The sequence below is a fragment of the Metabacillus idriensis genome (assembly GCF_009674765.1).
GTDB classification, from domain to species: Bacteria; Bacillota; Bacilli; order Bacillales; family Bacillaceae; genus Bacillus_P; species Bacillus_P idriensis.
The window spans coordinates 438,477-463,169 of record NZ_WKKF01000001.1 but is presented as its reverse complement, the minus strand read 5'-3'; the positions used below and the strand labels follow the sequence as shown (position 1 = coordinate 463,169).

Here is a 24,693-nt window from a genome sequence, read left to right as displayed (position 1 = left end):
TTAGTTCTGTATCCACGATGTTCCACCCTTTCTATCTTCCATTTTCATAAACTCTCAATAAGTTTCCTGAAACTGTGTTCCAGCTGAATTCACGCTCTGCTTTTGATCTGCCGTACCTGCCCATTTCTTCTCTTTTTCCAGAGCTGTCAAGCATCGAGTTGATGGCCTCAGCATATGCCATTGGATCTTCAAAATTTTTGATGACCTTACCGTTTCTGCCCTCATCAATAACCTCCGGATTTCCGCCTCGATTGCTTGTGATGATCGGAAGTCCGCAAGCCATTGCTTCGTAATGAACACGTGCAAGCGGTTCTTGCCATTGCGATGAACAGACGAAAATGTCGGACATGGCATAGAGCGTTGGAATATTTTTCGGCTGGACAAATTGAATGAACTGAACGTTTTCAGGATACATCGCGCCGAGAGTGTATAAATGTCTGACGTAGTTGTTGACTTCATTGTCGCCAAACCATTTTGAGCCAATAAAAACCATGACCGTATCGGGATGCCTTTTGATAATTTCAGGCATTGCCTGCAAGAGAATGTGAGGTCCTTTTACTTTGCTTAATCGCCCTACAAATAAAATAACCTTCTGATTTCTCAACTTCAGTTCAGAACGTACCCGTTCTTTTAGCCTTCTGCCTTCAGACGTCCAGTCAGGAAAATAGGTTTGAAGGTCAACACCTGAATAAACGGTTCTCACCTTGCCTTTTGCCTCAGGAAATCTGTCTGTAATCGTTTTTCCGATATAATCGCTTACCGTTACAATCTGAGCGACAGCTGCAATGCAAGCCCTGCCCTCTTCATCCGTCATTTTATCATTGGCGAACATCTCATTGTGAACACTTAAAATCCACCTTGAACTTGGTGACTCTGCATACAGGAGCGGAATCCATGCGGGCCTGTTGCAAAGGTGTATCACATCATACTTCGTATTTTTTACATGCTCAGCAAGCAGAGAAAGATAATCGCTTTCTGCAAACCGAATATAATGAACAGCATTACGCGTTTCAGTCTCAGGAAGATCTGGATGCTGAATCGAGAGGATTGTCACATCATGCTTTTGTGCAAGCAGAGGAGCAATAGAATCAAGATAGATTTGGATCGCCCCTCCTTTAATTGCGGGAACAGGCAGTTTTTCTGTTGCTATTAATGCAATCTTCATACGTTACCTCCATTCGTCTATAAAACCCTTATCTTAAAATACGGAAATAAGCGGAATGGTGTGCTTTCCCCAGAGAAACTATTTAAAAAAAAGGCGAATTCATCACTTTTCAGCGGAATATTGTGTGTTATCATCCTGTGCGGAGAATACTGCTGTAAAAATCAAAACAACAAAATAAGTTTACGAAAAGAGCCTAGGACAAAAAACGCACTATTTTCATAACCTATGAAGTAAAAGGATGGGATGGTGACGATATTGGCCGGAAAAATACTCTTTAATTACTTCGATTATGAAGAAGAGATGGAATCAGAACTTGCACAATCACCTGCGCGTGCGGATCAGAAAACAACGAATAAATATGATTTTCCAAAAGAAAAAAAGCAAAAGGAAAAAAAAGAAGAGAAAGAGGAAGCAGAAGAGATTGGGTTTGTCCTGACACCTGAAGAAGAAGCTAAGCTTGTAAAGCTTGCTGAATATATTATTGGAAGCTGGGATATCTCTGTTGACCGGATTGAGGTCATTCAAGGCGGGCAAATGGCACTCGTCTGGAAAATCCACACGAGCAGCGGACCCGTCTGTTTAAAGCGGATACACCGCCCTGAAAAGAAAGCATTATTCTCCATTAATGCTCAAAATTACTTAGCAGAAAAAGGCGCAAGAGTACCAGGAATTATCCGGAACAACCAAAATCAATTATTTACTAAACAAGGGCCATATTTATTCGTTCTATATGATTGGATTGAAGGTGGCGTTTTCGATTTAGCCGTTGATCCTGATCTGGAATTTGTCATGAAAGGACTGGCTGAATTCCACTTGTGGTCAGAGGGATACCATCCGCCGGAAGGCATTCCAGTGTTTAAAAAACTTGGACGCTGGCCGAATCACTACATCAAAAGGTGTCAGCAGATGGAATCATGGAAGCATATAGCCAGAACCATGCCCGATAACCCGTTTTCCCAATTGTATTTACAGGAGATCGATTATTTTATAGATCAAGGAAGACAAACACTTGACCGCCTGATGAATTCTAAATATGTCCCTTGGATTACAGAACAAGCAGCAAACCCTACCCTTTGCCACCAGGATTACGGCGCTGGAAATACCGTACTTGGGAATGACGGCAAGATCTGGGTCATCGACCTCGACACAGTCTCATACGACCTGCCGATCCGTGACCTCCGGAAGATGATCATTCCATTGCTTGATACAACAGGCGTGTGGGATGAAGCAAGATTCCAATTAATGATGAATGCTTATGAAAGCGTCAATCCGTTAACGTCTGAACAAAAAGAAGTGATGTATATTGACATGCTTTTCCCTTATGAAATGTACGATATCGCACGGGAAAAGTTCGTCAGAAAAACAGATATGTTTCCAGAAGAGCTGGCTCAGGCATTCGAATATGAAAGAATCAAAGAAGCACAATTAAATTCAATGATTAAATCGAATTAAAGATCGAGAAAACTCATACGTTGTGTATGAGTTTTTTTGATCCACTGCTGAATGACCTGAAGTTAATCAAGGGGTTTGCCAGTTCATTGGCGTGCTTTTAATTTAATTCACGGGCTTTCCAAATTAATTCGCGCGCATTGAGATTTAATTCGACTTAAATGTGAACAAAATCAGTTTGCTTATCCAAACTGATCTGGTATCTCCTCAACTGCACCTTAGGGGACTGTATTTATTCAAATGAAATACAAAAAAAGTGCCCATTCACGGACACTTCTTATAAACCTTTTAAATGAATGGCCTGTATTTCTTCCAGCGGAACTTTTTCACCGTTAATCGTCACACAGTTATCCTTGTATTCTGTTACTTTGCCTATGTGGGTTTTAATGTTCGTTGAGATGCTGCAGTTCAGGCTTGAGAGACGGTCAGGCAAATGAAGAAGCAGCTGAATTTTATCCGGGATCGACAAGTCATTGAAGGAATGAAGAGGCTTTGTCAATTTGCCTTCTTTTTGGACAGCTGCCTCAGGCTTCACTTCCTCGCTTAAAACAGCCTCCTCAGGTGCAGCTGCGGTTTCGGCCGGCAGCTCTCTTTTTACGACATATGTTTTTTGCATTGATGTTAACACAGGTTCAAATTCCGGCTGAACGATATACAGCAGCGGAGGATTCTTAACAGATTGGTGCTTTTTCACAGACGTCCCTCCTCATGTTCGTGTTCTACAAAGAAGTATATGCGGAGAGATTTGTTTTATGAGAGAGTATTAAAGAGATATTTTCATAAATTTGCTGACGTCTTTGAACCCCATTTGTTCGTATAGTTTCATTGCTTTCTGGTTATGAGCATACACATTCAGTCTTACATCACTGTACCCGTTTTTTTTGAATTCCTTTAATGCTTCCTCCATCAATAGCTTGGAGTAGCCCTTGCCTCTGTATGATACTTTTACATATAAATCATTAATCCAGCCAATTTCATCGCCTGTCAGGAAATCGAATGCTTTATCAATCATAATCCATCCAATCAATGTGCTCCCGTCCATCAGGCACACAAAATAAGCCTGATATTTAGCGGAGTGTTCATAGGCTTCAATCATTTTTTCCTTATTATCGTCTGAAACATGATTTGTTGCTTCCCTGCGGTTTTCTCCTGCTAATTCATATATTTCTTCTAATTCGTCTGATTCAGCCAGTTTAAATGTTACTCCCATCATTGGTCACTGTCCTTTTTTATCATCTGCATCCTTAGCTTCAAACGCTTTTTTCAAGTGCTGAAGATGATCTCCGTCTTCTTTTTTCATAATCTTCACAAATACCGGCTTAATGAGTTTCATTGTGAATTTTTTCGCATTGATTTCACATTCGAAACGGATTGTTGTCTGATTGCCTGATGATGAAAACGTGTAATGATAAATGGCTTCCATCCCGTTCATTTCACTTTTAACGGAATACTTTGCGCTCGGAACAAATTCTATAAACTCAATAATCGCTGATGCTTCTCTTCCTCTTATTTCACGGGTTTCCCTGTATTTCGTGCCTGCTTGGACAGGACCATCCGTCAGCTTTTCGACTTTCTTCACATTTTGCATAAACAAAGGGGCATTTTCAATGTCTGCCGCAAATTTGAATACTTGGTCAAGCGGTGCATCGACAGTAACTTGATCTTGAAATTCACTCATGAAAAAACCAATCCTCCTTATGATTAGGATTTCAATCCTTATCCATATTTTATCAGAAGAGGAGTGGTCACATGGACAAGCAGCAAACTTATTTTTTTCCGGAATAAAAAATAGACTTTGGAGGGTATTTGATTCTTTGGAATATGCTTTATTCTGAGGTTGGGGAATCATACAGGGTTTTATATCCACTTTTCACGCTCTTTCATGAAATTGGGGAGTCATACAAGGGCTTTGAGTACACTTTTCACGATCTTTCATGAAATTGAGGAATCATACAGGGGCTTTGAGTACACTTTTCACGCTCCTTCATGAAATTGAGGAATCATACAGGGGCTTTAAGTCCATTTTTCACGCGCCTTCATGAAATTGAGGAATCATACAGGGGCTTTGAGTCCATTTTTCACGCTCTTTCATGAAATTGAGGAATCATACAGGGGCTTTGAGTACACTTTTCATGCTCTTTCATGAAATTGGATCTATCTTTGAGTCCACTAAACACTCTCAATCATATGGATAGGGAATCATAGCTTAGCCAATATTCACCCCTAATAACAAAAAAACGGGCACAAATTGCTCTGCAATTCATTACCCGTTTTCTACTGTATTTTAATGTTCAGGCTTAGATTAACCTAAAATATGATAGCCAGAGTCAACGTGAAGATTTTCGCCAGTCATGCCTCTTGCAAGGTCGCTGAATAAGAATAAGGCTGTATCTCCAACTTCTTCTGGTGTTGTTGTGCGGCGCAGCGGCGCGCGTTCTTCGATATCTTTCAGGATGGAGTTGAAATCGCTGATTCCTTTTGCAGAAAGCGTACGGATTGGGCCGGCAGAAATGGAATTCACGCGGATGCCGTCTTTTCCTAAATCGCTTGCCAGGTATCTCACACTTGCATCCAGTGATGCCTTTGCAACTCCCATCACGTTGTAGTTAGGAAGGACTCTTTCTCCGCCGAGATATGTGAGTGTCACGATGCTTCCGCCCTCTGTCATTAAGCCTCTTGCAGCTTTTGCGACAGCTGTCAGAGAATAAGAACTGATATTGTGAGCAAGCAAAAATCCTTCGCGCGTTGTATTCATGTACTCTCCGCTCAGTTCTTCCTTATGCGCAAACGCGATGCAATGGGCGATTCCGTGAATAACGCCGACTTCTTTTTTAATCGCTTCAAAACATGTGTCAATTTCAGCATCATTCGTTACATCACATGGGAGAACAATCGAATCATTGCGGTCAAGTGTTTCAACTAGATCACGCACTGATTTTTCAAGGCGTTCACCTGCATATGTAAAGATAAGACGCGCTCCCGCCGTGTGAAGAGAACGGGCAATTCCCCAGGCAATGCTTCGTTTGTTTGCGACGCCCATTACGACTACATTGCGTCCAGCTAATGATAAATTCATTTGGAATCCTCCTAATTAATACATGTTATTAGTACCTGGTTATAATTATATCATGCTATTTCCTTATTTTCTAGACCACTGCTGGATTTCATGGACGAACCTGAATCATTTCAGCTAATTAAAAGAGCATTTTTAGTCCCGTTAAAATAATTCCGATGAAAAATCCGCACACTGCACCGTTCACTCGAATCCACTGTAAATCTTTCCCGACATTATTTTCAATCATATCAATTAATGTCTCATCATCAAGCTTGTTTAAATTCTCTTCGACCAGTTTGCCGATTTTTGAATGGTTTTTTTCTATAAATAGAGTGATTTGTTCTTGTATTTTACTCTCGATAGCATCTATTTTTTCTTTATCTGCACTGATTCTTCCGATTAATTGATCAGCAAAAGGCATAAGATGATCGTCCATAAATGTACCTTCTTCAATAAAAGCTATTGTTTTTAATTGCGTTTTCTTTAAGATTGTCAGCAGTTTTTCAGAATGGTCCCACTCAGAAATCACGCGGTCAATTTCCTCTAGCAAAGCAGAGTTTTCCTGAATGCTGAGCAATTCTTTTCGAACGCGATCAAGGATGGACTGCCGGTATTCACTTTCAGGATTCCTCAAACCGCCAATTACATTCAGAATAATATCCTGGAGAATCTTTCCGAGTTTTTCTTCGTTTACAATATTCCGGAAGGATTTTATGGCAAATTGCAAAAACCCATCGGCCTGTCCATTATCAATGGCCCTCATCGCAAATCGTCCAAACTCCTCACGCTGATCGCGTCTTGACGCCCACTCCTCAGATTTCATAAGGAAATAATCCAGGCTCTTTTCATCATATTTCCGTTCAAGCACCTGATGAATGAGAGCTTTAAGGAGGTTCAATACTTCATCAGATGTTAAATATCCTTTCAGCTGCTTCTGGATAAGGGGAGCAAGCTTTTCGAGATCCACACTTTCAATCATTTGGATCATAAGCGATTTCATTGTTTTTTTGAAAGAATCCGAATGAACCTCTTTCTCAAGGATAGGCAGCAGCTTTTCTGTGAGATTTATTTGAGATAATTTTGTCTGAATGCTGTCCTTTGACAGCCAGTCATTTTCGATTGTGTTAACAAGTCCCCTGATCATCCTGTTGCGATTCTTCGGCAATAATGCGGTGTGTGGGATAGGCAAGCCGAATGGGTGTCTGAATAACGCTGTAACAGCAAACCAGTCTGCTAACCCGCCGACAAGCCCGGCTTCAAATCCTCCCTGAAGAAATTCTCCAGCACCTGATCCCTGAAAAGGGATTGTTGCGGCAAACCCCGCTCCCATGACAGCAAGTGATATTCCAGCCAAATTCTTAGATTTATTAGACATGTTCTACCTTCAATCTTTATAAAATAATTGATAAGTCCATGCTAGTCTAAAATAAGAAAGAAATCCAATAAATCTATGTCATCATACAGAAAAAACTGGCCAGCATAGGCCAGTTTTGTTTCATGAATTCTTATAAACTTGTTATCCTAAATAGCGCTGATAAATTTTCCTTGCTTCCGCTAGATCTTTTGTTCCATGAATCAGTGCACGGCCGTCACGGAAGACCACGATTCTGTGATGCTCCGTCTGAAATGAGAGCAAATAAGGATTTGCCGTGATTTCTGCTGCAGCTCTGCCAAGTGTTTTTGCAAGCTCCTTAAAGTTCATTTCTTTAGAGACTGAAGGTCTTATTTGAACCGTATCTCTGCCGCATAGAACCGACATTTTCACACTATTATTGCGTGATAAAAATGGATAAACGGCAGATTCGCCGCAGGATGGACAAGCTGAATCTTTCAGTGCATGGACTTTTATTTGCGAAAATTGATTTCTCCAAACATCAAACGACAGCAATTCTTTTCTCACCTGATCGGCTGCGCCTGTTAACAATTTCAGCACTTCCCCTGTTTGATAAGAGGCAACCATTTGGACAGCAGGACTGATAATCCCCACTGTATCACACGTTTGTCCTTCCATTGGAATTTGCTTCAAAAGGCAGTTCAGACAAGGCGAAAGCCCGGGCAAGATCGCATAAGTCAGGCCATAGCTTCCGACACATGCCCCGTAGATCCAAGGAATGCCCTGCTTAAGAGCTGCATCATTGATCACAAGCCGCGTTTCAAAATTATCAGTTGCATCAACAATAACATCTGCATCCTGACTAAATTCAAAAATATTTTCAGCCGTCACATCTTCAATGACCGCCCTGACTTCTACTTCATGATTAATCTGGGATAGTCTTTGTTTTGCAGCAGCTGCTTTAGGAAGACGCAAAACCGCATCTTCTTCTGTATAGAGCTGCTGCCGCTGCAAGTTGCTCCATTCAACGTAGTCCCGGTCCACAATCGTCAGTTTGCCGACACCCGCACGTACAAGCATTTCTGCATTTGCCGTCCCAAGAGCCCCCGCACCGATAATGAGCACATGACCATTTCGAATGTTCTTCTGCCCTGCTTCTCCTATTGGAGAAAATAAGATTTGCCTAGAGTACCGTTCCATTTAGGATGTCATCATTCCTTCGATCGGGCTGCTTGCAGATGCATAGGTTTTTACCGGTATTCTGCCTGCTTCAAAGCTTAATCTTCCTGCTTCAATGGCAAGCTTCATAGCCGCTGCCATTTTGACCGGATTGCCTGCAGCAGAAACGGCGGTGTTTAACAAAACGCCATCCGCTCCAAGCTCCATCGCTTTTGCTGCATCAGCAGCTGATCCTATACCTGCATCCACAATAACCGGCAGATTCGTTTGTTCAATAATAAAAGATAGATTCAGAGGGTTGATAATTCCCTGACCTGAACCAATTGGTGACGCGCCTGGCATAATGGCATGAACACCTGTTTCTTCAAGTCTTCTTGCAAGCACGACATCATCAGACGTGTAAGGAAGCACTATAAACCCTTCCTTTACAAGCTCCTCACTTGCTTTTAAGGTTTCTACAGGATCGGGCAGCAGTGTCTTCGCACACCCGATGACTTCTACTTTTATCATATCACATAACCCTGATGCCTTAGCGAGCTTGGCAATTCTGACTGCTTCTTCCGCCGTTTTCGCACCAGCTGTGTTCGGCAGCAGCGTGTAGCGTGAAAGATCAAGCTGCTCCAGAAAATTAGGCTGAGACGGTTCAAAAAGATTCATTCTCCTAACCGCAAACGTTAAAATATCAGTTTCAGCCGCTTGTACTGCTTCTTTTTGAATGTCAAAAGACGGATACTTTCCCGTTCCAAGCAGCAATCTCGATTGAAACGTTTTTCCTGCGATTGTCAGCATCAATTATCCTCCTCCTACAAAATGAACAATTTCAAGAACATCCCCATCATTGATAACCGTTTTTGCGTATTCTTCTTTGGCTATGATTTCTGAATTATGTTCAACGATGACGATTTTATTACTTACCTCATAAAAAGCCAGCAAATCTTGAACCGTGCGCACAGAAGACTGCAGATCGATCATGCTCCCATTCACTTTTAAGGTCATAATCTCACCTCTAGTGCACGGTCCATTCTAAATGCATGAACGTATTCTTCATTTACATTTCTATTAAAAAATAAATCTCGGATCATTTCACCAGTTTTCGGAGCAAGCAGGATGCCATTCCTGAAATGACCTGTTGTCACAAAAAGGTTCGGTATGCCCTGATGCTTGAAAATAAATGGCTTCCCGTCTGCTGTTTTAGGTCTTAATCCAGCCCATGCGTGATGAAAACTGGCTTTTTCAATCGCCGGCATCATTTTAACCGCTTTATTCATGAGAGCAGCGATTCCTTGTACGGAAGGCTCTGTATTCCAGGTATCTTCTTTCATCGTTGCGCCAATAACAATTCTCCCGTCAAGCTTTGGCACAAGATAACAGCTTTCATGAAAAACAGTAGATGATAGGTTTCCCTCTTTCAATGTCACAGACAAACACTCGCCCTTAACGGGATAAACAGATATATTCCGGACGAAATCCTTTATGTATCTGCTGCTCCATGTACCATTTGCAAGAATAAGAGCTTCGCAAAAAAAGCGATCTTGAGGCGTTTCGATTTCATAATGGGAGTGTTCAATTCTGCTGATTTTATAGACTGGTGTGTTTTCAAAAATCTTTCCATTCATGAGCTGAATGGCTTTTGTAAAAGCTTTGCAAAGAGCAGCAGGATTAACCTGGCCATCCTTTTCAATTTTAAGAGCTCCATAGATGGCATCTGATATGCCTTCCTCATTCCTTAGAACTTTTTCTTTAGAATGCCATTCAACATCCTTTTCTGTTTCTGCTCTTTTTTTCAAAGCATCTGCTTCTTCTGCTGATATTGCCAGTTTGTACATTCCATTGTACTGCAGCTGTATATCGATTCCGCTCTCCAGCAGCAAATCATGAGCTAATCCCGGATAAAGCGCCTGGCTTTCTTTCGCAAACCTGAAAAAAGCATCATCCTTTTCCGTTTCAGTATGGGCGCCAAGCATTCCGGCCGCAGCACTTGATGCGCCGCTGCCTGTTTTCCCGCTTTCAAACACCGCAACGCGGATACCTGCTTTCGCTAAAAAATAGGCAGAGGCAAGCCCGATGACGCCTCCGCCGATAATACCGGCATCAAATAAAGGTTTCAATCGCCCATTCCCCCTTTTAATTGTTCTGCAATCTCAAGTGCAGCATGATACGGATGATCTGATGAAAAAACGCAGGACATCACGGCTGCTCCTTCAATTTTTAAATCTCTTATTTCAGGAATGGCAGCGGGAACGATTCCTCCAATTGCAATGACAGGAATGCTGACAGATTCCGCTATTTCCTTTAATGCGCCAATCCCTCTTGCTTTTAAACCTTCTTTGGATGATGTCTGAAATACATGGCCGAAAAGGAGCCGGTCTGCCCCATTTTCAGCACAATATATTGCTTCAGCAACAGAGTGGACAGAACAGCCTGCCACAAGGTGCGGGAACCTCTGTTTCACCACTTTCACATCAAAGCTATGTGATGGAAGCTGAACCTGATGCAAACCAGAAAGAACAGCTGCGTCCACACGGTCATTCATGACAAGCTTTGATTTCGGCACCCCATTTTGATGGAGAGCTTCAACCAGCTCTATAAGTTCCCCAGCCGATTTATTCTTTTCTCTAATATGAAAGGCATCGGCAGCTGTATGTATGTCTGTGATGATTTTTATGAGCTCTGCTATATTGCGACGGCCGTCTGTCACAAGATGCAATTTCACTTTTGCATCAGCACAGTTTCTGACTCATCCCACGCTTCCATTTTTTCAGCCATGTCCCAGAAACGATATTCATACATCGAACTGATGAGGAAATTTTCTTTCATCATTTGTCTCTCGTGATCGCTTGCACGCAGAGCAAGATCGTCAAATCGTGCAACCTGTTCAAGAACCAGCTCTTTAAACCAATCACCGTGATAAGTCGCGATCCATTTTTCATAGACATCATCACCAGGCTTGCAATCTTTCAGATTCTCCCCGACTTCATAATAGAGCCAGTAACAAGGAAGTAATGCGGCAATGATTTCTCCAAGATTTCCTGTCGCAACGGAACGGTACATATGGGAGGTGTAAGCATACGCAGTTGGAGATGGCTTAAATTCTTCCCTTTCCCTGTCTGTAATGCCAAGCAGGACAGAAAATTGCTGATGCAGAGAGAGCTCTGCCTCATACGTTCCCTGGGAATGAACGGACATCCGGTAAGTAGTATGCAAATCAGGCGCCATCGCCCCTGCAAAAGCCTGCACTTTTGCAAAATGCGTTAAGTAATATGAATCCTGCATCACATAATATTTAAATTTATCCTTTGAAAGGGTGCCATCGCCAATTCCTTTTACGAAAGGATGTTCAAAGCTTCCTTCCCACCATTTATTTGCATACTCTCGGCATTCTTTTGAAAATGACATGTTTTGTTCCTCCTCATTTTTTAGGTGCGAAAACAGCAAAAAACCACTTTTCGCATAGAAAAGTGGTGTATGAATAGACCTTTACACCACTTCCCTACGCTGGTTTTAGCCAGATCAGGTTCTGAGGGTCTTGAAGGCAAACTTCAATCTCAGCCCTTCTAACAGGGCTCCCCTAGCGGTCGTTCATATATGATTTTAGAAATATTTACATGTACATCATATCATGCTGAAAGAAACTTTCAAGTCAAAACTTTCAGCTTTTATGGAATTCAAGCTCTTGTCTGAGCTCATCCACATATTCAGCTGATCCAGTCAGAATCAGCAGATCTCCGCGTTTCAGCTCTGTATCGCCATGCGGCACAATCGATTCATTTTCCCTGAAAATACGGACAAAAATAACGTCGCCTGTAAAGGGAAAGCTGCGAAGCACCATGCCATCGTAGCTTCTGTTGTTCATTTTTATCTGATACAGCGCCGAATCGTTATGAGTCAGAATTTTCATGATGCCAGGAGCTTCAATAAGAGCTCTGAGCAGAGTTTTTGTAGATAACAGGACAGAGAAAACATCGATTCCCTTTGCTCTAAGCTGTTCATCCAATAATGGTGACGAAATGCTTGCTATTACCCGGTCAACTTCAAGCTCTTTCGCAAATAAGGAAATTTCCGCATTCGCATCTTCATCTCCCGTAGCGGCAATCAGGATATCTGCACTGAAAACATCTTTTGACTGAAGCGTTTCAATCGAATAATCTTCAAGGTCCTCAATCTGAAAAAGTGATTCAGCGATCTGCTGTTCATTTTTATCAATATGAGTATGATACACCGTTGTATCATACAGCTTCGGATTTAACTCGCGCGTTACTGGAAGTGTCATCTGATTGGCCCCAATGAAAGCTACCTTCAGCTTCTTTTTCTCAGACAGCTGTACAGGGAAAAGCTTCTTAAACCCGATTGGAGTAAATATACTCGTCAGGACCGCTGTTAAAATGAGCGCCCCGGACATTTGCGCATCAATCACATTCACCCTTTCTCCAATAGTAGCTGCCGCAATAACAAGGGACAGTGTTGACGTCAGCAAAAAGCCTGATGCCAGAGTTGTCTTTGTGTCATACCATCTCTTCAGTAAATAGATCGGCACAATTTTAGAGATCAGCAGAGCGGTAAACAGCAAGGGTATCAGCATTAGAATCTTAGAATCTTTAAACAGCGACCATATGTCAAGTTCGACACCAACCATGACAAAGAAAATTGGGATCAAAAAGCCGTATCCGAAGGAATCCATTTTATGAACCATTTCTTTGTTCGGTGAAAGCAGGGAGACAAGAACCCCCGCTAAGAAAGCTCCTAATATATTTTCAGCCCCGATTGTTTCTGATAGAGCAACAAGGACAACAATCAGGGTGAAAATCGCTCTTGTCCCAATTTGAATCGTGCCTTTTGACAGAGTTTCAATAAACGACCTGCTTTGAAAGGTTTTGCCGAGGAAATATAAAGCAATTCCAGCGCCAAATAACACTAATAGCAGCCACGTATTCGTATTTTCTCCGCCATAAATCGATGCAAAGACGGCAAGCAGAATCATCGTCACTAAGTCGGCGATGACGGCAACAAGCAAAATAATTTGTCCAATGTTGGATTTCATAATGCCCGCATCCTTCAGTGTAGGAACGACCACACCGAGCGATATCGTAGAAATGATCAGTGTCATCAAGAAGGCATTTTCGATAAAACCAAGGAAAACAAACAGATACGATAAGAACAGAGACAAAATAAAGATGCCTACAAAAACAAGGAAAGAAACGGCAAACGTATTTGGCGCTTCTTTTCCGCCCGGCAGCTTTTCTTTTTTCCGGCCGCCGATAAAAGCGGTGAAATCAATTTCAAGTCCGCTCAAAAACATAAGAAAAATAAATCCGAGCATGGATAGTGTTTCAAGCCACATATCCTCCTGAACCAGATTAAATCCGCTTTGACCGATAATAATCCCCATGATAATCTCGGCTACTACAACAGGCATGACTTTAATTTTAAAGCGATGCAGCAAGAGAGGGGTTATAAAAGCGGCTAATAGTACGATAACAAGTGATGAAAAGGAAGCTCCATGCACAGTATTTCCCTCCTAACCTGAAACTAGATTAAATATTGCATGAACAAAGTTGCCATGCCAAAATAAATAAGAATGGAAATAATATCATTAATCGTTGTAATAAAAGGGCCCGATGCCACCGCAGGGTCAACCTTCAGCCGGTGCATCACAAGCGGGACAAACGCCCCGGCGATTGTCGCAACAGTCAAGGTTGCAAGAATGGAGATGCCTACCAGAAGTCCTAAAAAGAAATCATGCTTCCAGAAATAAACGACTCCAATGACAAGAAAACCGCACACGGCGCCATTTATAATCCCTGTACCAGCTTCTCTGGCGATAATTTTTAAATTGCCGCCCTCTTCAAGATCACCCATTGCAATTCTTCTGACGGCAACTGCAAGTGCCTGAGTTCCAGTATTCCCTGCCATTCCCGCAATCAGCGGAATAAATACAGCTAGAATGGCTACTTTATCAAGCGTTTCTTCAAATTGGCCTATTAAATTTGCGGTTAACATTCCGAGGAATAATAGAATGACCAGCCAAGGCAATCTTTTTTTAGCCGCTGACAGCGGCCCCCTGTCTATAGAATCCACATCTGATACCGCTGCAAGCTTTGAATAGTCGTCAGATGCTTCTTCATCGATAACATCGACGATATCATCAACCGTTATGATTCCCAAAAGATGATTCTGAAAATCAACTACAGGCAGAGCAAGGAAATTATAGTCTCTCATTTTTCTTGCTACATCTTCTTGATCTTCGCCGACGGATACAGAAAATACCCGTTCACTCATAATTTCGCCAATCATGAGATCATCGTCGCTGACGATTAAATCCCGCAGTGAGATTACGCCTACAAGATGCTTATCTTCATCGATGACATAAAGATAGTAAATGGTCTCTGCGTCTGGTGCTTCATGCTTTAAAATATGCATGGCAGATTTAACCGTTTGATTGGCAATTATGGCGATGAATTCAGTCGTCATGATACTTCCTGCTGTGAATTCTTCGTAATGCAGGAGTTCACGGATTTCCTGTGCAGCTTCATCATCCATTATGGTCAGATAGCTTGCTACCTGATCTTTATTTAATTCATTAAGTACATCTACCGCATCATCCGCGTACATGTGCTCAAGCATTTGGGATGCAAAGCGCGGATCCATTTCGGATAGGTACATTTCGTAATTGTACTCTTCGTCTTCTATATTCTCAAAAAGAGCAGCCATTTCTTCTGGAGACAGGTAATGATAAAGCTTTGTCCGCTCCTCCTGCTCAAGCTTTACAAAAATTTTCGCCTGATCATATGGATGCTGCTCCAAAAACATGGAGCGAAACCCTTCAAAGTCTTCATTCTCCAAAGCTGTTACTAATTTCGCTGCTTCAATCTCCAGTTTTTCTCTTTCATCTGACATCAAGAGTCTCCTCCTTCCCCAACACGTTCCTATATTAAAGCCAAGACATCAAAATGTCATCAAATTGTGATACATTTTATGCACCTGCATAAAACATGCACGGCACTAGCGTTTGCGCTCTGTACAGTCGTTTTTTCCTTGTGATAAGGTAGCATGTTTTGCGATGTTTTACAAATGAATCCTTTGCAAATTCATCAATTTTCGCTAAGATTGATAAAGTGAAACTTCAATCAGAGGGTGTTTCTTCTCCGCTGTTTGTTTGTTCAAAATTAAAAAAAGATTTTATTCCATTATTAGTTTTTTTATAGAAAGGGATCCATTATGAACACAGATAAATCCCCACAGCAGCAGTTAGACTACACACTTATTTTTATCATGTTTTTAATGGCGCTGACCAGTGCCATTGCGATAAGCAGCGCCCAACCTACTCTACCCGAAAAATTGCAGAATATAAACTTTGCCTTTCTTCAGCTTAGATGGTACATCATCGGTATTATCGCAGTCATTGGAACAATGGTCATTGATTTTGACCGGTTCAAACAGCTCTCATGGTATTTATATGGATTTGGGATGGTTTTGCTATTGGGGCTTGAAGTCCTGCCGCCGCCGCTTGTAGAGCCGATTAAAGGCGCAAGAAGCTGGTACACTCTCCCTGGTATAGGCAATTTCCAGCCCTCAGAACTTATGAAAATATTTATGATTATTGTCCTGAGCAAAATTATCACAGATCATCGCGAAAAATACGCCACCAACACGGTCAGAGATGACTTGCTCCTGTTAGGTAAAGTATTTGCAGCAGCGGCACCTCCCATACTTCTGCTGATGAGACAGCCGGATACTGGGATGACAATGGTCTTTTGCGCCATTATCGGATCGTTAATTATTGTTTCGGGTGTTAAATGGAAACTCATTTTCAGTTTCATTTTATCCGGTGCCGGAATTGCCGCTATAGGCGTATTCATTTTTTTCACCTTTCCGGATTTCTTCAACAAGTACATTTTAGACACCAATTCTTACAAACTGGATCGTATTTATGGCTGGCTTAATCCATATGAATATTCAAGCGACATTGGATTTCAGCTGATCAAATCCCTTCTTGCCATCGGATCGGGTGAGCTTTACGGAAAAGGCTATCAGCAGCTTGAGGTTTATTTGCCTGAGGGACACACAGATTTCATTTTCGCGATTATTTCTGAACAATTCGGATTTATCGGCGGCAGCATTGTGATTTCTCTTTTCTTCCTTCTAATCTACCGGATGATTCACATTGCACTTGAGAGCAACGATCCATTCGGAAGCTTCCTCTGCACAGGAGTCATTGGCATGATAACGTTTCAGGTGTTCCAAAACGTCGGCATGACTGTCGGCCTCCTGCCAATTACAGGACTGCCGCTTCCTTTTATCAGCTATGGGGGAAGTTCACTTGCAACCTATATGATTGCCATTGGCATTGTGTTAAATGTCAGATCACGGACGAGAAAGTATATGTTTGATTAAGAAAAGCGGAACCCAGAGTATTTGTTCTGGCCGAGGTGCTAGGAGGTGCAGCTAGACATCATTGCACAAATCTCCACACTTTCCATCATCATAAAGAAACCCGTTATTATAACGGGTTTTTTCTATTATCCTGAATTCTTTTGTTTCATTATTGGAACGATGAAAGTATAGGATATTTTTGATTCTTTAAAGATATCTGCTATCATCTTAGAAAAAGAGACAAATGAGGACGGGTATAGATGAAAATTGATATTATCGGTGACATTCATGGCTGTTTTGATGAGTTTTACGAACTTACGGAAAAGCTCGGATATGCTTGGAAAAACGGGTATCCTGTGCACAGCAGCAGAAAACTTGCTTTTGTAGGAGATCTTGCTGACCGGGGACCACAATCTATAAAAGTAATTGAGACCGTTATTAAAATTACAGAAAATCAAGCAGGATACTACGTGCCAGGCAACCACTGCAACAAACTGTACCGCTACATGCTCGGAAACAAAGTCCAGGTTGCACATGGTTTAGAAACAACTGCCGCAGAACTTGAAGCGCTGGAAGAAGATGAGCGTAAACATATCTATCAAAGCTTCATGAAGCTCTATGAGCAATCACCTCTCTATCAGGTTCTGGATGAAGGCAGACTTGTCATTGCCCATGCAGGAATCCGGGCAGACTACATAGGAAAAACGCACAAAAAGGTAAAAGAATTTGTCCTTTACGGGGACATAACCGGCCAGACAAACCCTGACGGCACTCCTGTAAGGAGAGACTGGGCGAAGCTGTACAAAGGAAAACCGTTTATTGTCTACGGTCATACACCTGTGCGCGAAGCAAGATTTGTCGGCGATACAGTGAACATTGATACTGGAGCGGTATTTGGAGGCTATTTAACAGCACTCAGGTATCCTGAAAAAGAGGTTGTCTCAGTCAAATCATCCTTGCCTTATGACGAATCGAGGTTTCGGGAGATAGATGGAGGAGCATGATTTGTAGCGCGAGAGTCGATCTATTTGCGATATCATTGGATATGTTTGTGGAAAATCTAATTTGTTTGCAAAATCATCGATTTCTTTAAGGAAAATTCATTTGCGAAAACACCGGATTTTTTCGCAGAAAACTAATTTGTTGGCAGAGCTGCCGATTTCTCTATGAGTACCTAGAAACAGGGATTTTCACTGTTTTTGGGTGTCATTCGGACTCAAAGCCTCTGTATGATACCTCACTTTCATGAAAGAGCGTGATTTGTGGAATCAAAGATCCTTTATGATTCCTCATTTCCATGAAAGAGCGTATTTGTGGAATCAAAGATCCTTGATGATTCCTCCTTTCCATGAAAGAGCGTGATTTGTGGAATCAAAACCCCTGTATGATTCCTCCTTTCCATGAAAGAGCGTGATTTGTGGAATCAAAAGACCCTTTATGATTCCTCCTTTCCATGAAAGAGCGTAACTAGTGGAATCAAAGAACCTTTATGATTCCTCCTTTCCATGAAAGAGCGTAACTAGTGGAATCAAAGAACCTTTATGATTCCTCCTTTCCATGAAAGAGCGAAAATAGTGGACTCTTTAAGTACATTAAACCCGGATTTCACCCCTCTATAGATACCCTACCGCCTGATTTTCGTGTCATTAACGCACTTTTTCTGTTTCATGGAGTACTCCAAATCTTGGTCAGTCCTTATATAAAAACTAGTATATACCATCATTTCTTTGCGAAAAGCCACTATATTCATATCGAAAAAACTCATGCTGAAATCAGCATGAGTTTTTTCCGTTTATCACCGATTGGAAATCATCTGGCAAATCAATCTTGAAGTTCATTTCTTGTTCCAAAAAAGGGTGAAAGAATGATAGCTCGGCACTGTGCAGAGCCTGCCTTGGAATAAATCGATGACTGCCCCCATATAGGCTGTCGCCGCATAGCGGATGGCCGATGTGCGCCATATGAACTCTTATTTGATGAGTTCTTCCCGTTTCAAGCTTCAGGGAAATGAGAGTATTGCATTCTGAATACGCAATAACCTGGTAATGGGTTACAGCGTGCTGGCCATCATCTCTCACGGTCCGTTCAATAATGCTGTCCTCTTTCCTGCCGATCCGAGCAGAAATGGTGCTCTGTTTCTCCTTCACTTCCCCTTCAACCAATGCAAAATAGCTCCGTTTGATTCCCCCCTGCTTTTGCTGGGATGAAAACAAGGAATGGGCAAAGCGGTGCTTAGCAACAAGCATTAACCCTGAAGTATCCTTATCAAGCCGGTTGACTACATGAATAGTTGCAGCGATCTCTTTTTCCCTGTAATAAAAAAGCAGCCCATTTGCGAGCGTCCCTCCAGGATGCTCACGCGAGGGAATGGTAGGAAGGTAAGGCGGCTTATTGATGACAAGACACCATTCATCTTCGTACACAATCTCAAAATCAACTTTTTCAGGAAGCATGCCTGCACTTGGCTTTTCTACGGGAAAAATGACCTTGAGGACATCCCCTGCCCTAAGCTTTAAACGGACGGTTGCATGTTCATCATTGACTAAAATGCTTCCGCCTCCGAACTTAATATCAGTTAAAGCACGCTTTGAAATATTCTTTTCCTTAAGATAATCCCTTATGAGCATGCCATCTTCAGCAGCAGGGATTGTCCATGTTAATTGAAACGCGTTCACCACGATCTTCCTTTCAGAATCCTATTCCGAAATAAATGAGTCACGGACTCTCTTCCAGAATGGAAACGGCCTGAATCTCGCAAACCTGATTTTTTCATTGGCAACGCGGCATTGAATCGATTTTACATCTTTATGCAGAAGCGTCAAATGATCAATCGTGATTTGAAAATCAACATCATTTACAGGCTTTAATAAACAAGTATGATGGTCCGGCAAAATAAGAGGCGAGCCGACCGTTCTGAATACCCGGTTATTGATTGAGGCCATCTCAGCGACTTGAATAGCAGGAATGGATGGGTGCAAAATAGCGCCGCCAAGAGCCTTATTATATGCTGTACTGCCTGATGGTGTAGACATGCAGAGACCGTCGCCGCGGAAAGTTTCAAAAATCTGGCCCTTGATTTCAACATCCATGACAAGTGAGCCTTCAATCGCTTTGACAGTACATTCATTTAAAGCAAGGTAGCGGGCTTCCCGTCCGCCGTCATTATGTCTGATGATGACTTCAAGCAGCGGGTATTCAACAACCTGATAAGGTGTTTTCGCAATCGCAATAACAAGCTTCTCAATTTCATCCGGAACCCAGTCGGCGTAAAAACCAAGATGACCAGTATGTACACCAACAAATGCCGTTTTATCAAGCCTGCTGCGGTAACGGTGAAAAGCATATAAAAGCGTGCCGTCTCCTCCGACTGAAATCACAATATCAGGCTTGTCCTCATCGTATTCAAGATGAAAATCCATTAAATAGGCTTTCATTTTATGCATTAGTGTATTTGAAACGGTATCTCCTTTAGATGTGACCGCAAATTTCATAACAGCATGCCCCTTTATACATCATTTATCTTTCGTTTCTGTTTTCCTTGAAAAAATGACTTGTGCATCTCTTATTTCTCCGCGAATCTTTGACATCTCTTCATCTAAAAGAAAAGCTGCTTCCGCTGATCTTTTCAGCCTGATTTTAATGTCTTCGGGGAAATTCCCGCTGTATTTGTAGTTAAGAGAATGTTCAACTGTTGCCCAAAAATTCATCGCAAGCGTTCTGATTTGAATCTCCACCAGAATACATTTTTCACCTGATACCGTTTGAACAGGATATTTGGCAACTACATGATAGGAGCGGTATCCGCTTGCTTTTTTCTGTGAAATATAATCACGTTCCTCAATAATTTCAAAATCATTCCGCTGTCTGAGCATGTCGACGACAAGTTTTATATCATCTACAAACTGGCACATCATACGGATGCCCGCTATATCCTGCATTTCATTCTCAAGTGCATCTAGGGCAATATTTTTGCGCCTTGCTTTATCAAGAATACTTGCAATCGGCTTTACTCTTCCTGTTACAAATTCAATCGGAGAATGGCTGCCTTCTAGTTCATATTGCGATCTTGTCCCTCTGAGCTTTACTTTCAGCTCATCAACCGCCTGGTGATACGGTGCTAAAAAAACTTCCCATTTTCTGCCGATCATAGCCTTCCCCCTCGTCATAAGAAAAGCGCAAGCGCCCGTTTAGCTCCCACAAACAGATAGGAATCCTGCAAAAAAGTCCGTGTCCTGAATTTATTGCGGATTTGTTCTTGCTCTTGCCTGGGAATCGGGCAGCTCCGCTTGCCATCAATACTCAAACTTTTTTTATAAATAAACAACATTCTTTTATGTATTAGTCATTTAAGCCAAATGTCTCAACGACTTTCTTTTCCATTTCTTCTCCGTAGTTTGCATTATCTTTGATATTTTCAAGCAGATAGGATAATTCTTCATGGAGATCAGTCAGTTCAATCGTTAAACCATTTACATTAAGATCTACAGGAATTTCGCTGTCTAATGCCGTTTTCAGCTGCGGCCAAACCGCTGCAGGCAAGTTGGTGTAAATAAAGTCTTCATGATGATCCATTATGTAAATAAACGCTAATTGATCGGAGTCAACCAGCACTTGGCCCGTTGCAGTCAAACCGCTTAAATCATTCTTTTCAAAGGGCAGCGCTTTTAGTATCATTCTTTCTTGATCAAGTACTGCTTCATTCACTTCAATTCTTCGTTTCATAAAAATCTCCTTCCAAATCAATTCCACGTCTATTTTATCATATTCCCCTTATGCATGATAAACATTGAAAACCGGATTTTTTATTGCCATAATAATAGAAAAGCGGAATCGCCCCGTTTAGATCCGACAGACAGATAAGAATCCGACAGAAAAGGCGCTTTTTGCCTTTGCCGGCGGATCCGTTCTGGCCGAGGATCTGGGCGATGGAGCTAGACAATGTGTGAAGCTGAAATCCCCCATCAGCTCCGACAGACAGATAAGAATCCGGCAGAATATTGTACGATGGAGCTGAACATAGAATACGCAATCGTTTGTACTTTTTTATCTGATAACCGAAAGGAATTTCATAACATGACCCAGGAAATTGAAATTGAATATAAGAATCTGCTTACAAAAGAAGAGTTTTTCCGGCTGGCTGATTTTTTTCAAATCGCAGATCATGACTTCAAACACCAGGACAATCACTATTTTGATACGCCTGAATTTCATCTTAAAGAGCGCGGAGCTGCCCTTCGCATTCGCTTTAAAAACGGCCGGTACGTCCTTACATTAAAAGAACCTGCACCTGTCGGCCTGCTTGAAACTCACCAGGAAATCACGGCAGAACATGCGTCAGAGCTTATTTCACCAGCTTCTTCACTTCCAAAAGGAAAAGTTTTAGAACAGATTCACTCACTCGGAATTCATTCTGAAAACATTTCTTTCTTTGGAACTTTATCCACAAATCGAGCAGAGAAAACCTATAAAAATGGGTTAATTGTTCTTGATCACAGCCGATATATAAATAAAGAGGATTATGAAATTGAATATGAAGTCCTGGATGCAGAAGAAGGACTTCTTGCTTTCCGCGAACTGCTCGCTTCCCTGCAGATTCCTATGCGAAAAACACCAAACAAAATTAAACGTTTTTATGATCATAAACGTGAGATCGAAAATGAGAAGGAGCTTTAAGAGTGGAAATTAACCATATGAAAGCTATGATGCAGCTTCAGGCTTTACGCAGCCTGTCCCAAACGGATAAGAATGAAGATGCTGAGTCCTCTTCTGTCTCTATGTTCAAAGAGATTTTCCAGTCTTATGTTGATGGACAGACTGATGATGCCCTGCCCCCAATTAAGCAAGCAGCCGTTCCTTTGTCAATGCCGCCGGCAAACGTAAATGTCCGAATTACCTCTTCTGGAGTGCGAGACAGCAAAGAAATTGACAGCATCATTTCTGAAATGGCAGCTAAATACAGCGTGGATGAAAAACTGATAAGAGCTGTCATTTCCCAAGAGTCCAGCTTTAACCCTAATGCACGGAGTGCAGCGGGGGCTGCGGGACTTATGCAGCTGATGCCAAAAACGGCTCAGTCTCTTGGTGTCATGGATTCTTTTGATCCCGCTCAGAATATAGAAGGCGGAACAAAGTATTTAAAGCAGATGCTGACGAAATACAACGGCGAAATACCACTTGCACTTGCAGCCTATAACGCAGGGCCGGGAAATGTAGATAAGTACGGCGGTATTCCACCGTTTAAAGAAACCCAAAACTATGTAGAGAAAATTACTGCTTCTTATTTTGCTTAAAAAAAGAGCTGATTCAAAAGCCGTTGCCGCTTTGAATCAGCTCTTTTTTCATTTCATAGAACACATGTCAGGACATATACTAAGAAAAGTGCAAGCACCGTTTAGCGCAGGCATGACAGATAAGGATTCCGCCAGTAAAGGCGCTTTTTGCCAATACTTTCGGATCCGTTCTGGCCGAGAAGCCTGAGCGACTCCGCTTGCCATCAAAGCGCAAAATTTTATACTTTCTTATCTTATAAAAAAGCACCTATCGCCTAAATTCAGTTTGGCTTATATAATAAGAACATACTGATCGAGGATATCTTTTCAAAGCAGTTTGTTTGAGCAATGGCAGGTCAATTGTTACAATAAGCTTATCTTATCAATAAAGGAGATCACAGGCATGGCTGATCAATTTGCAACACCATATGAAGCGATTGGGGAAGATGCACTTTCGCAGCTGGTTGATGCCTTCTATCATAGAGTGCACAAGCATCCTCTGCTCTCTCCGATTTTTCCTGATGATTTGTCGGAAACAGCTAGAAAACAAAAACAATTTTTAACGCAATACTTAGGCGGACCGTCTTTATATACAGAAGAACATGGACATCCTATGCTTCGGGCAAGACATTTGCCTTTTCAAATTACGCAAGCAAGAGCCAAGGCTTGGCTATCCTGCATGGAAGAAGCGATGGATGATTTAGAGCTTGATGAACGATTTCGGGTATGGTTTTTTGAACGGCTGGAACTGACAGCCCAGCACATGGTGAACACCCCAGATGAAAAATCTGAGGGAGCTCCGCAATGATGATTCAGCACAGTGAGAATCAAAAATCCGCTCCATTTTTCTCTCACTGTCAAGGCAATTCAAAAAAACCGCTCGAAATCTATATGTTCATTGATCCTCTCTGCCCTGACTGCTGGGCACTTGAACCGATCATCAAAAAACTGCTGATTGAATATGGAAGATTTTTCACCTTAAAACCTATCATCAGCGGACGAATTAAAACGCTCAACCAGATGAAACGGAAAAATCCGGCTAATCTTGCACAGGCATGGGAAAAAACAGCCAGTTTAACAGGGATGTCCTGTGATGGAATCCTCAAGTCTGAAAGTTCAATTTCATCTCCATTTGCAGCTTCGCTTGCGATAAAATCGGCAGAGCTGCAAGGGCGAAAAGCAGGAATACGCTACTTGCGCAAGCTTCAGGAAGTCTTATTTCTTCAAACGAAGAATATTGCAGAAGAAAAAGTTCTTGTCGAAATAGCAAAAGAAGTCGGCCTTGATACAGAGGAGTTTGTAAAGGATCTTCATTCCGCCAGTGCTGCCAAAGCGCTGCAATGCGATTTGAAAATTTCTGCTGAAATGGACGTTCAGGAAAACCCTACACTCACTTTCTTTAATCAGAATGTCGACCAGGAAGGACTGAAAATCAGCGGATATTATCCATATGAAATGTATGTAGGCATCTTATCAGAAATGCTTGGCGACGTTCCAAAGCCATCGCAGGCTCCGCCGCTTGAAATCTTTTTAAGCTATTTTCAATTTGTTGCTACAGCAGAGATTGCATCCGTTTATAATTTAACGGCAGAAGATGCTGAAAAAGAAATGAAAAAGTATTTGCTTGCTCAAAAGGTTGAGCGCGTACCGGTGAAGCATGGTACGTTCTGGAGATACATTGGATAAAAGAAAGAGATCCAGTACAGGGAATTGTACCGGATCTCTTTCTTTTTAATTGAAAACGTTTACTTTCTTATTCTTAAAAAGACTCCGCACGGGTAATACGGAGTCTTCTGTATGTCTTAACGACAACAAAGGGGATGGGAGAAATTTTTCACGGTCAAACAAAGGGGTAAATGTTTGTTTGTGATTA

General features: G+C 41.8%; 25 protein-coding genes and 1 riboswitch. Of the genes, 7 read left to right on the top strand and 18 right to left on the bottom strand.

The window, feature by feature from the left end; genetic code table 11:
• Positions 1 to 31: 31 nt before the first annotated feature.
• Complete coding sequence (locus tag GJU41_RS02225; protein ID WP_070878303.1) at positions 32 to 1,165, bottom strand: glycosyltransferase family 4 protein; 1,134 nt, start codon at positions 1,163 to 1,165, stop codon at positions 32 to 34.
• A gap of 243 nt (positions 1,166 to 1,408) precedes the next feature.
• On the opposite strand from GJU41_RS02225, the gene cotI reads away from it, so the two are divergent.
• The gene (gene cotI, locus GJU41_RS02220) at positions 1,409 to 2,617 is read left to right on the top strand and encodes a spore coat kinase CotI (protein WP_224771347.1); all 1,209 of its coding nucleotides are present in this window, start codon (positions 1,409 to 1,411) and stop codon (positions 2,615 to 2,617) included.
• A gap of 274 nt (positions 2,618 to 2,891) precedes the next feature.
• Here the strand turns inward: cotI and GJU41_RS02215 are convergent, their stop codons facing one another.
• The 13 genes from GJU41_RS02215 to mgtE all read right to left on the bottom strand — a co-directional run bounded on the left by GJU41_RS02215 (position 2,892) and on the right by mgtE (position 15,075).
• Positions 2,892 to 3,308 (bottom strand): CotO family spore coat protein, encoded by a 417-nt coding sequence (locus tag GJU41_RS02215; protein WP_070878301.1) that lies wholly within the window; start codon positions 3,306 to 3,308, stop codon positions 2,892 to 2,894.
• A 69-nt stretch (positions 3,309 to 3,377) separates the two neighbouring features.
• Entirely contained in the window at positions 3,378 to 3,827 is a 450-nt protein-coding gene (locus GJU41_RS02210; RefSeq protein ID WP_070878299.1) for a GNAT family N-acetyltransferase, read from the bottom strand.
• A gap of 3 nt (positions 3,828 to 3,830) precedes the next feature.
• Positions 3,831 to 4,292: an SRPBCC family protein gene (locus GJU41_RS02205; RefSeq protein WP_070878297.1), complete on the bottom strand. Its 462-nt coding sequence runs from the start codon at positions 4,290 to 4,292 to the stop codon at positions 3,831 to 3,833.
• Positions 4,293 to 4,916: 624 nt separating this feature from the next.
• On the bottom strand, positions 4,917 to 5,690 hold the full coding sequence (fabI, locus tag GJU41_RS02200) for an enoyl-ACP reductase FabI (RefSeq protein ID WP_070878296.1): 774 nt from the start codon (positions 5,688 to 5,690) through the stop codon (positions 4,917 to 4,919).
• Between the two features lie 118 nt (positions 5,691 to 5,808).
• The gene (locus GJU41_RS02195; protein WP_154317924.1) at positions 5,809 to 7,044 is read right to left on the bottom strand and encodes a DUF445 domain-containing protein; all 1,236 of its coding nucleotides are present in this window, start codon (positions 7,042 to 7,044) and stop codon (positions 5,809 to 5,811) included.
• A gap of 141 nt (positions 7,045 to 7,185) precedes the next feature.
• Complete coding sequence (locus GJU41_RS02190) at positions 7,186 to 8,202, bottom strand: thiazole biosynthesis adenylyltransferase ThiF (protein ID WP_070878292.1); 1,017 nt, start codon at positions 8,200 to 8,202, stop codon at positions 7,186 to 7,188.
• Positions 8,203 to 8,970, bottom strand: coding sequence for a thiazole synthase (locus tag GJU41_RS02185; RefSeq protein WP_070878363.1), 768 nt, complete (start codon positions 8,968 to 8,970; stop codon positions 8,203 to 8,205).
• Between the two features lie 3 nt (positions 8,971 to 8,973).
• Positions 8,974 to 9,177 carry a sulfur carrier protein ThiS gene (thiS, locus tag GJU41_RS02180; RefSeq protein WP_070878290.1) on the bottom strand — a complete coding sequence of 68 codons (204 nt, stop codon included), beginning with the start codon at positions 9,175 to 9,177 and terminating at the stop codon, positions 8,974 to 8,976.
• Positions 9,174 to 10,289 carry a glycine oxidase ThiO gene (thiO, locus tag GJU41_RS02175; RefSeq protein WP_070878288.1) on the bottom strand — a complete coding sequence of 372 codons (1,116 nt, stop codon included), beginning with the start codon at positions 10,287 to 10,289 and terminating at the stop codon, positions 9,174 to 9,176. Before thiO ends, thiS begins: the two co-directional genes overlap by 4 nt.
• Positions 10,286 to 10,894 (bottom strand): thiazole tautomerase TenI, encoded by a 609-nt coding sequence (tenI, locus tag GJU41_RS02170; protein ID WP_070878287.1) that lies wholly within the window; start codon positions 10,892 to 10,894, stop codon positions 10,286 to 10,288. The genes thiO and tenI overlap by 4 nt, the downstream gene beginning before the upstream one ends.
• Positions 10,891 to 11,577, bottom strand: coding sequence for a thiaminase II (gene tenA, locus GJU41_RS02165; protein WP_070878285.1), 687 nt, complete (start codon positions 11,575 to 11,577; stop codon positions 10,891 to 10,893). Before tenA ends, tenI begins: the two co-directional genes overlap by 4 nt.
• Positions 11,578 to 11,651: 74 nt before the next feature.
• A riboswitch (TPP riboswitch) is annotated at positions 11,652 to 11,761 on the bottom strand.
• Positions 11,762 to 11,830: 69 nt separating this feature from the next.
• On the bottom strand, positions 11,831 to 13,684 hold the full coding sequence (locus GJU41_RS02160) for a monovalent cation:proton antiporter family protein (protein ID WP_070878283.1): 1,854 nt from the start codon (positions 13,682 to 13,684) through the stop codon (positions 11,831 to 11,833).
• 23 nt (positions 13,685 to 13,707) lie between these two features.
• Positions 13,708 to 15,075, bottom strand: coding sequence for a magnesium transporter (gene mgtE / locus GJU41_RS02155; RefSeq protein WP_070878281.1), 1,368 nt, complete (start codon positions 15,073 to 15,075; stop codon positions 13,708 to 13,710).
• A gap of 321 nt (positions 15,076 to 15,396) precedes the next feature.
• Here mgtE and GJU41_RS02150 point away from each other — a divergent pair, with 321 nt between their 5' ends.
• Both GJU41_RS02150 and prpE read left to right on the top strand, forming a co-directional pair.
• Positions 15,397 to 16,572, top strand: coding sequence for an FtsW/RodA/SpoVE family cell cycle protein (locus GJU41_RS02150; protein ID WP_070878279.1), 1,176 nt, complete (start codon positions 15,397 to 15,399; stop codon positions 16,570 to 16,572).
• A 239-nt stretch (positions 16,573 to 16,811) separates the two neighbouring features.
• Positions 16,812 to 17,555 carry a bis(5'-nucleosyl)-tetraphosphatase PrpE gene (gene prpE / locus GJU41_RS02145; RefSeq protein ID WP_070878277.1) on the top strand — a complete coding sequence of 248 codons (744 nt, stop codon included), beginning with the start codon at positions 16,812 to 16,814 and terminating at the stop codon, positions 17,553 to 17,555.
• 768 nt (positions 17,556 to 18,323) lie between these two features.
• Here prpE and GJU41_RS02140 read toward each other — a convergent pair.
• The 4 genes from GJU41_RS02140 to GJU41_RS02125 form a co-directional block, all read right to left on the bottom strand.
• Positions 18,324 to 19,226, bottom strand: coding sequence for an RluA family pseudouridine synthase (locus tag GJU41_RS02140; RefSeq protein ID WP_175443549.1), 903 nt, complete (start codon positions 19,224 to 19,226; stop codon positions 18,324 to 18,326).
• A gap of 21 nt (positions 19,227 to 19,247) precedes the next feature.
• Positions 19,248 to 20,042, bottom strand: a complete 795-nt coding sequence (locus GJU41_RS02135; RefSeq protein WP_070879169.1) for an NAD kinase — start codon at positions 20,040 to 20,042, stop codon at positions 19,248 to 19,250.
• A 21-nt stretch (positions 20,043 to 20,063) separates the two neighbouring features.
• Positions 20,064 to 20,699 (bottom strand): GTP diphosphokinase, encoded by a 636-nt coding sequence (yjbM, locus tag GJU41_RS02130; RefSeq protein WP_070879170.1) that lies wholly within the window; start codon positions 20,697 to 20,699, stop codon positions 20,064 to 20,066.
• A gap of 190 nt (positions 20,700 to 20,889) precedes the next feature.
• The gene (locus GJU41_RS02125) at positions 20,890 to 21,273 is read right to left on the bottom strand and encodes a UPF0738 family protein (RefSeq protein ID WP_070879171.1); all 384 of its coding nucleotides are present in this window, start codon (positions 21,271 to 21,273) and stop codon (positions 20,890 to 20,892) included.
• Between the two features lie 351 nt (positions 21,274 to 21,624).
• Between GJU41_RS02125 and GJU41_RS02120 the strand changes: the two genes are divergently transcribed.
• The 4 genes from GJU41_RS02120 (at position 21,625) to GJU41_RS02105 (ending at position 24,506) form a co-directional block, all read left to right on the top strand.
• Entirely contained in the window at positions 21,625 to 22,224 is a 600-nt protein-coding gene (locus GJU41_RS02120; protein ID WP_070879310.1) for a CYTH domain-containing protein, read from the top strand.
• Positions 22,225 to 22,226: 2 nt separating this feature from the next.
• Positions 22,227 to 22,841 carry a lytic transglycosylase domain-containing protein gene (locus tag GJU41_RS02115; protein ID WP_070879172.1) on the top strand — a complete coding sequence of 205 codons (615 nt, stop codon included), beginning with the start codon at positions 22,227 to 22,229 and terminating at the stop codon, positions 22,839 to 22,841.
• A gap of 382 nt (positions 22,842 to 23,223) precedes the next feature.
• Entirely contained in the window at positions 23,224 to 23,628 is a 405-nt protein-coding gene (locus GJU41_RS02110; RefSeq protein ID WP_070879174.1) for a globin domain-containing protein, read from the top strand.
• Positions 23,625 to 24,506, top strand: coding sequence for a ClpXP adapter SpxH family protein (locus GJU41_RS02105; protein WP_070879175.1), 882 nt, complete (start codon positions 23,625 to 23,627; stop codon positions 24,504 to 24,506). The genes GJU41_RS02110 and GJU41_RS02105 overlap by 4 nt, the downstream gene beginning before the upstream one ends.
• Positions 24,507 to 24,693 lie beyond the last annotated feature (187 nt).

What these genes read in the sequence shown, in the direction of transcription:
- tenA (WP_070878285.1), bottom strand. Translation starts at nt 11,577, where the DNA reads ATGTCATTTTCAAAAGAATGCCGAGAGTATGCAAATAAATGGTGGGAA.
- GJU41_RS02150 (WP_070878279.1), top strand. Translation starts at nt 15,397, where the DNA reads ATGAACACAGATAAATCCCCACAGCAGCAGTTAGACTACACACTTATT.
- fabI (WP_070878296.1), bottom strand. Translation starts at nt 5,690, where the DNA reads ATGAATTTATCATTAGCTGGACGCAATGTAGTCGTAATGGGCGTCGCA.
- GJU41_RS02225 (WP_070878303.1), bottom strand. Translation starts at nt 1,165, where the DNA reads ATGAAGATTGCATTAATAGCAACAGAAAAACTGCCTGTTCCCGCAATT.
- GJU41_RS02135 (WP_070879169.1), bottom strand. Translation starts at nt 20,042, where the DNA reads ATGAAATTTGCGGTCACATCTAAAGGAGATACCGTTTCAAATACACTA.
- mgtE (WP_070878281.1), bottom strand. Translation starts at nt 15,075, where the DNA reads ATGTCAGATGAAAGAGAAAAACTGGAGATTGAAGCAGCGAAATTAGTA.
- GJU41_RS02125 (WP_070879171.1), bottom strand. Translation starts at nt 21,273, where the DNA reads ATGAAACGAAGAATTGAAGTGAATGAAGCAGTACTTGATCAAGAAAGA.
- GJU41_RS02110 (WP_070879174.1), top strand. Translation starts at nt 23,224, where the DNA reads ATGGCTGATCAATTTGCAACACCATATGAAGCGATTGGGGAAGATGCA.
- GJU41_RS02210 (WP_070878299.1), bottom strand. Translation starts at nt 3,827, where the DNA reads ATGATGGGAGTAACATTTAAACTGGCTGAATCAGACGAATTAGAAGAA.
- yjbM (WP_070879170.1), bottom strand. Translation starts at nt 20,699, where the DNA reads ATGATCGGCAGAAAATGGGAAGTTTTTTTAGCACCGTATCACCAGGCG.
- GJU41_RS02185 (WP_070878363.1), bottom strand. Translation starts at nt 8,970, where the DNA reads ATGCTGACAATCGCAGGAAAAACGTTTCAATCGAGATTGCTGCTTGGA.
- GJU41_RS02190 (WP_070878292.1), bottom strand. Translation starts at nt 8,202, where the DNA reads ATGGAACGGTACTCTAGGCAAATCTTATTTTCTCCAATAGGAGAAGCA.
- prpE (WP_070878277.1), top strand. Translation starts at nt 16,812, where the DNA reads ATGAAAATTGATATTATCGGTGACATTCATGGCTGTTTTGATGAGTTT.
- GJU41_RS02105 (WP_070879175.1), top strand. Translation starts at nt 23,625, where the DNA reads ATGATGATTCAGCACAGTGAGAATCAAAAATCCGCTCCATTTTTCTCT.
- GJU41_RS02120 (WP_070879310.1), top strand. Translation starts at nt 21,625, where the DNA reads ATGACCCAGGAAATTGAAATTGAATATAAGAATCTGCTTACAAAAGAA.
- thiS (WP_070878290.1), bottom strand. Translation starts at nt 9,177, where the DNA reads ATGACCTTAAAAGTGAATGGGAGCATGATCGATCTGCAGTCTTCTGTG.
- cotI (WP_224771347.1), top strand. Translation starts at nt 1,409, where the DNA reads ATGGTGACGATATTGGCCGGAAAAATACTCTTTAATTACTTCGATTAT.
- GJU41_RS02195 (WP_154317924.1), bottom strand. Translation starts at nt 7,044, where the DNA reads ATGTCTAATAAATCTAAGAATTTGGCTGGAATATCACTTGCTGTCATG.
- GJU41_RS02205 (WP_070878297.1), bottom strand. Translation starts at nt 4,292, where the DNA reads ATGAGTGAATTTCAAGATCAAGTTACTGTCGATGCACCGCTTGACCAA.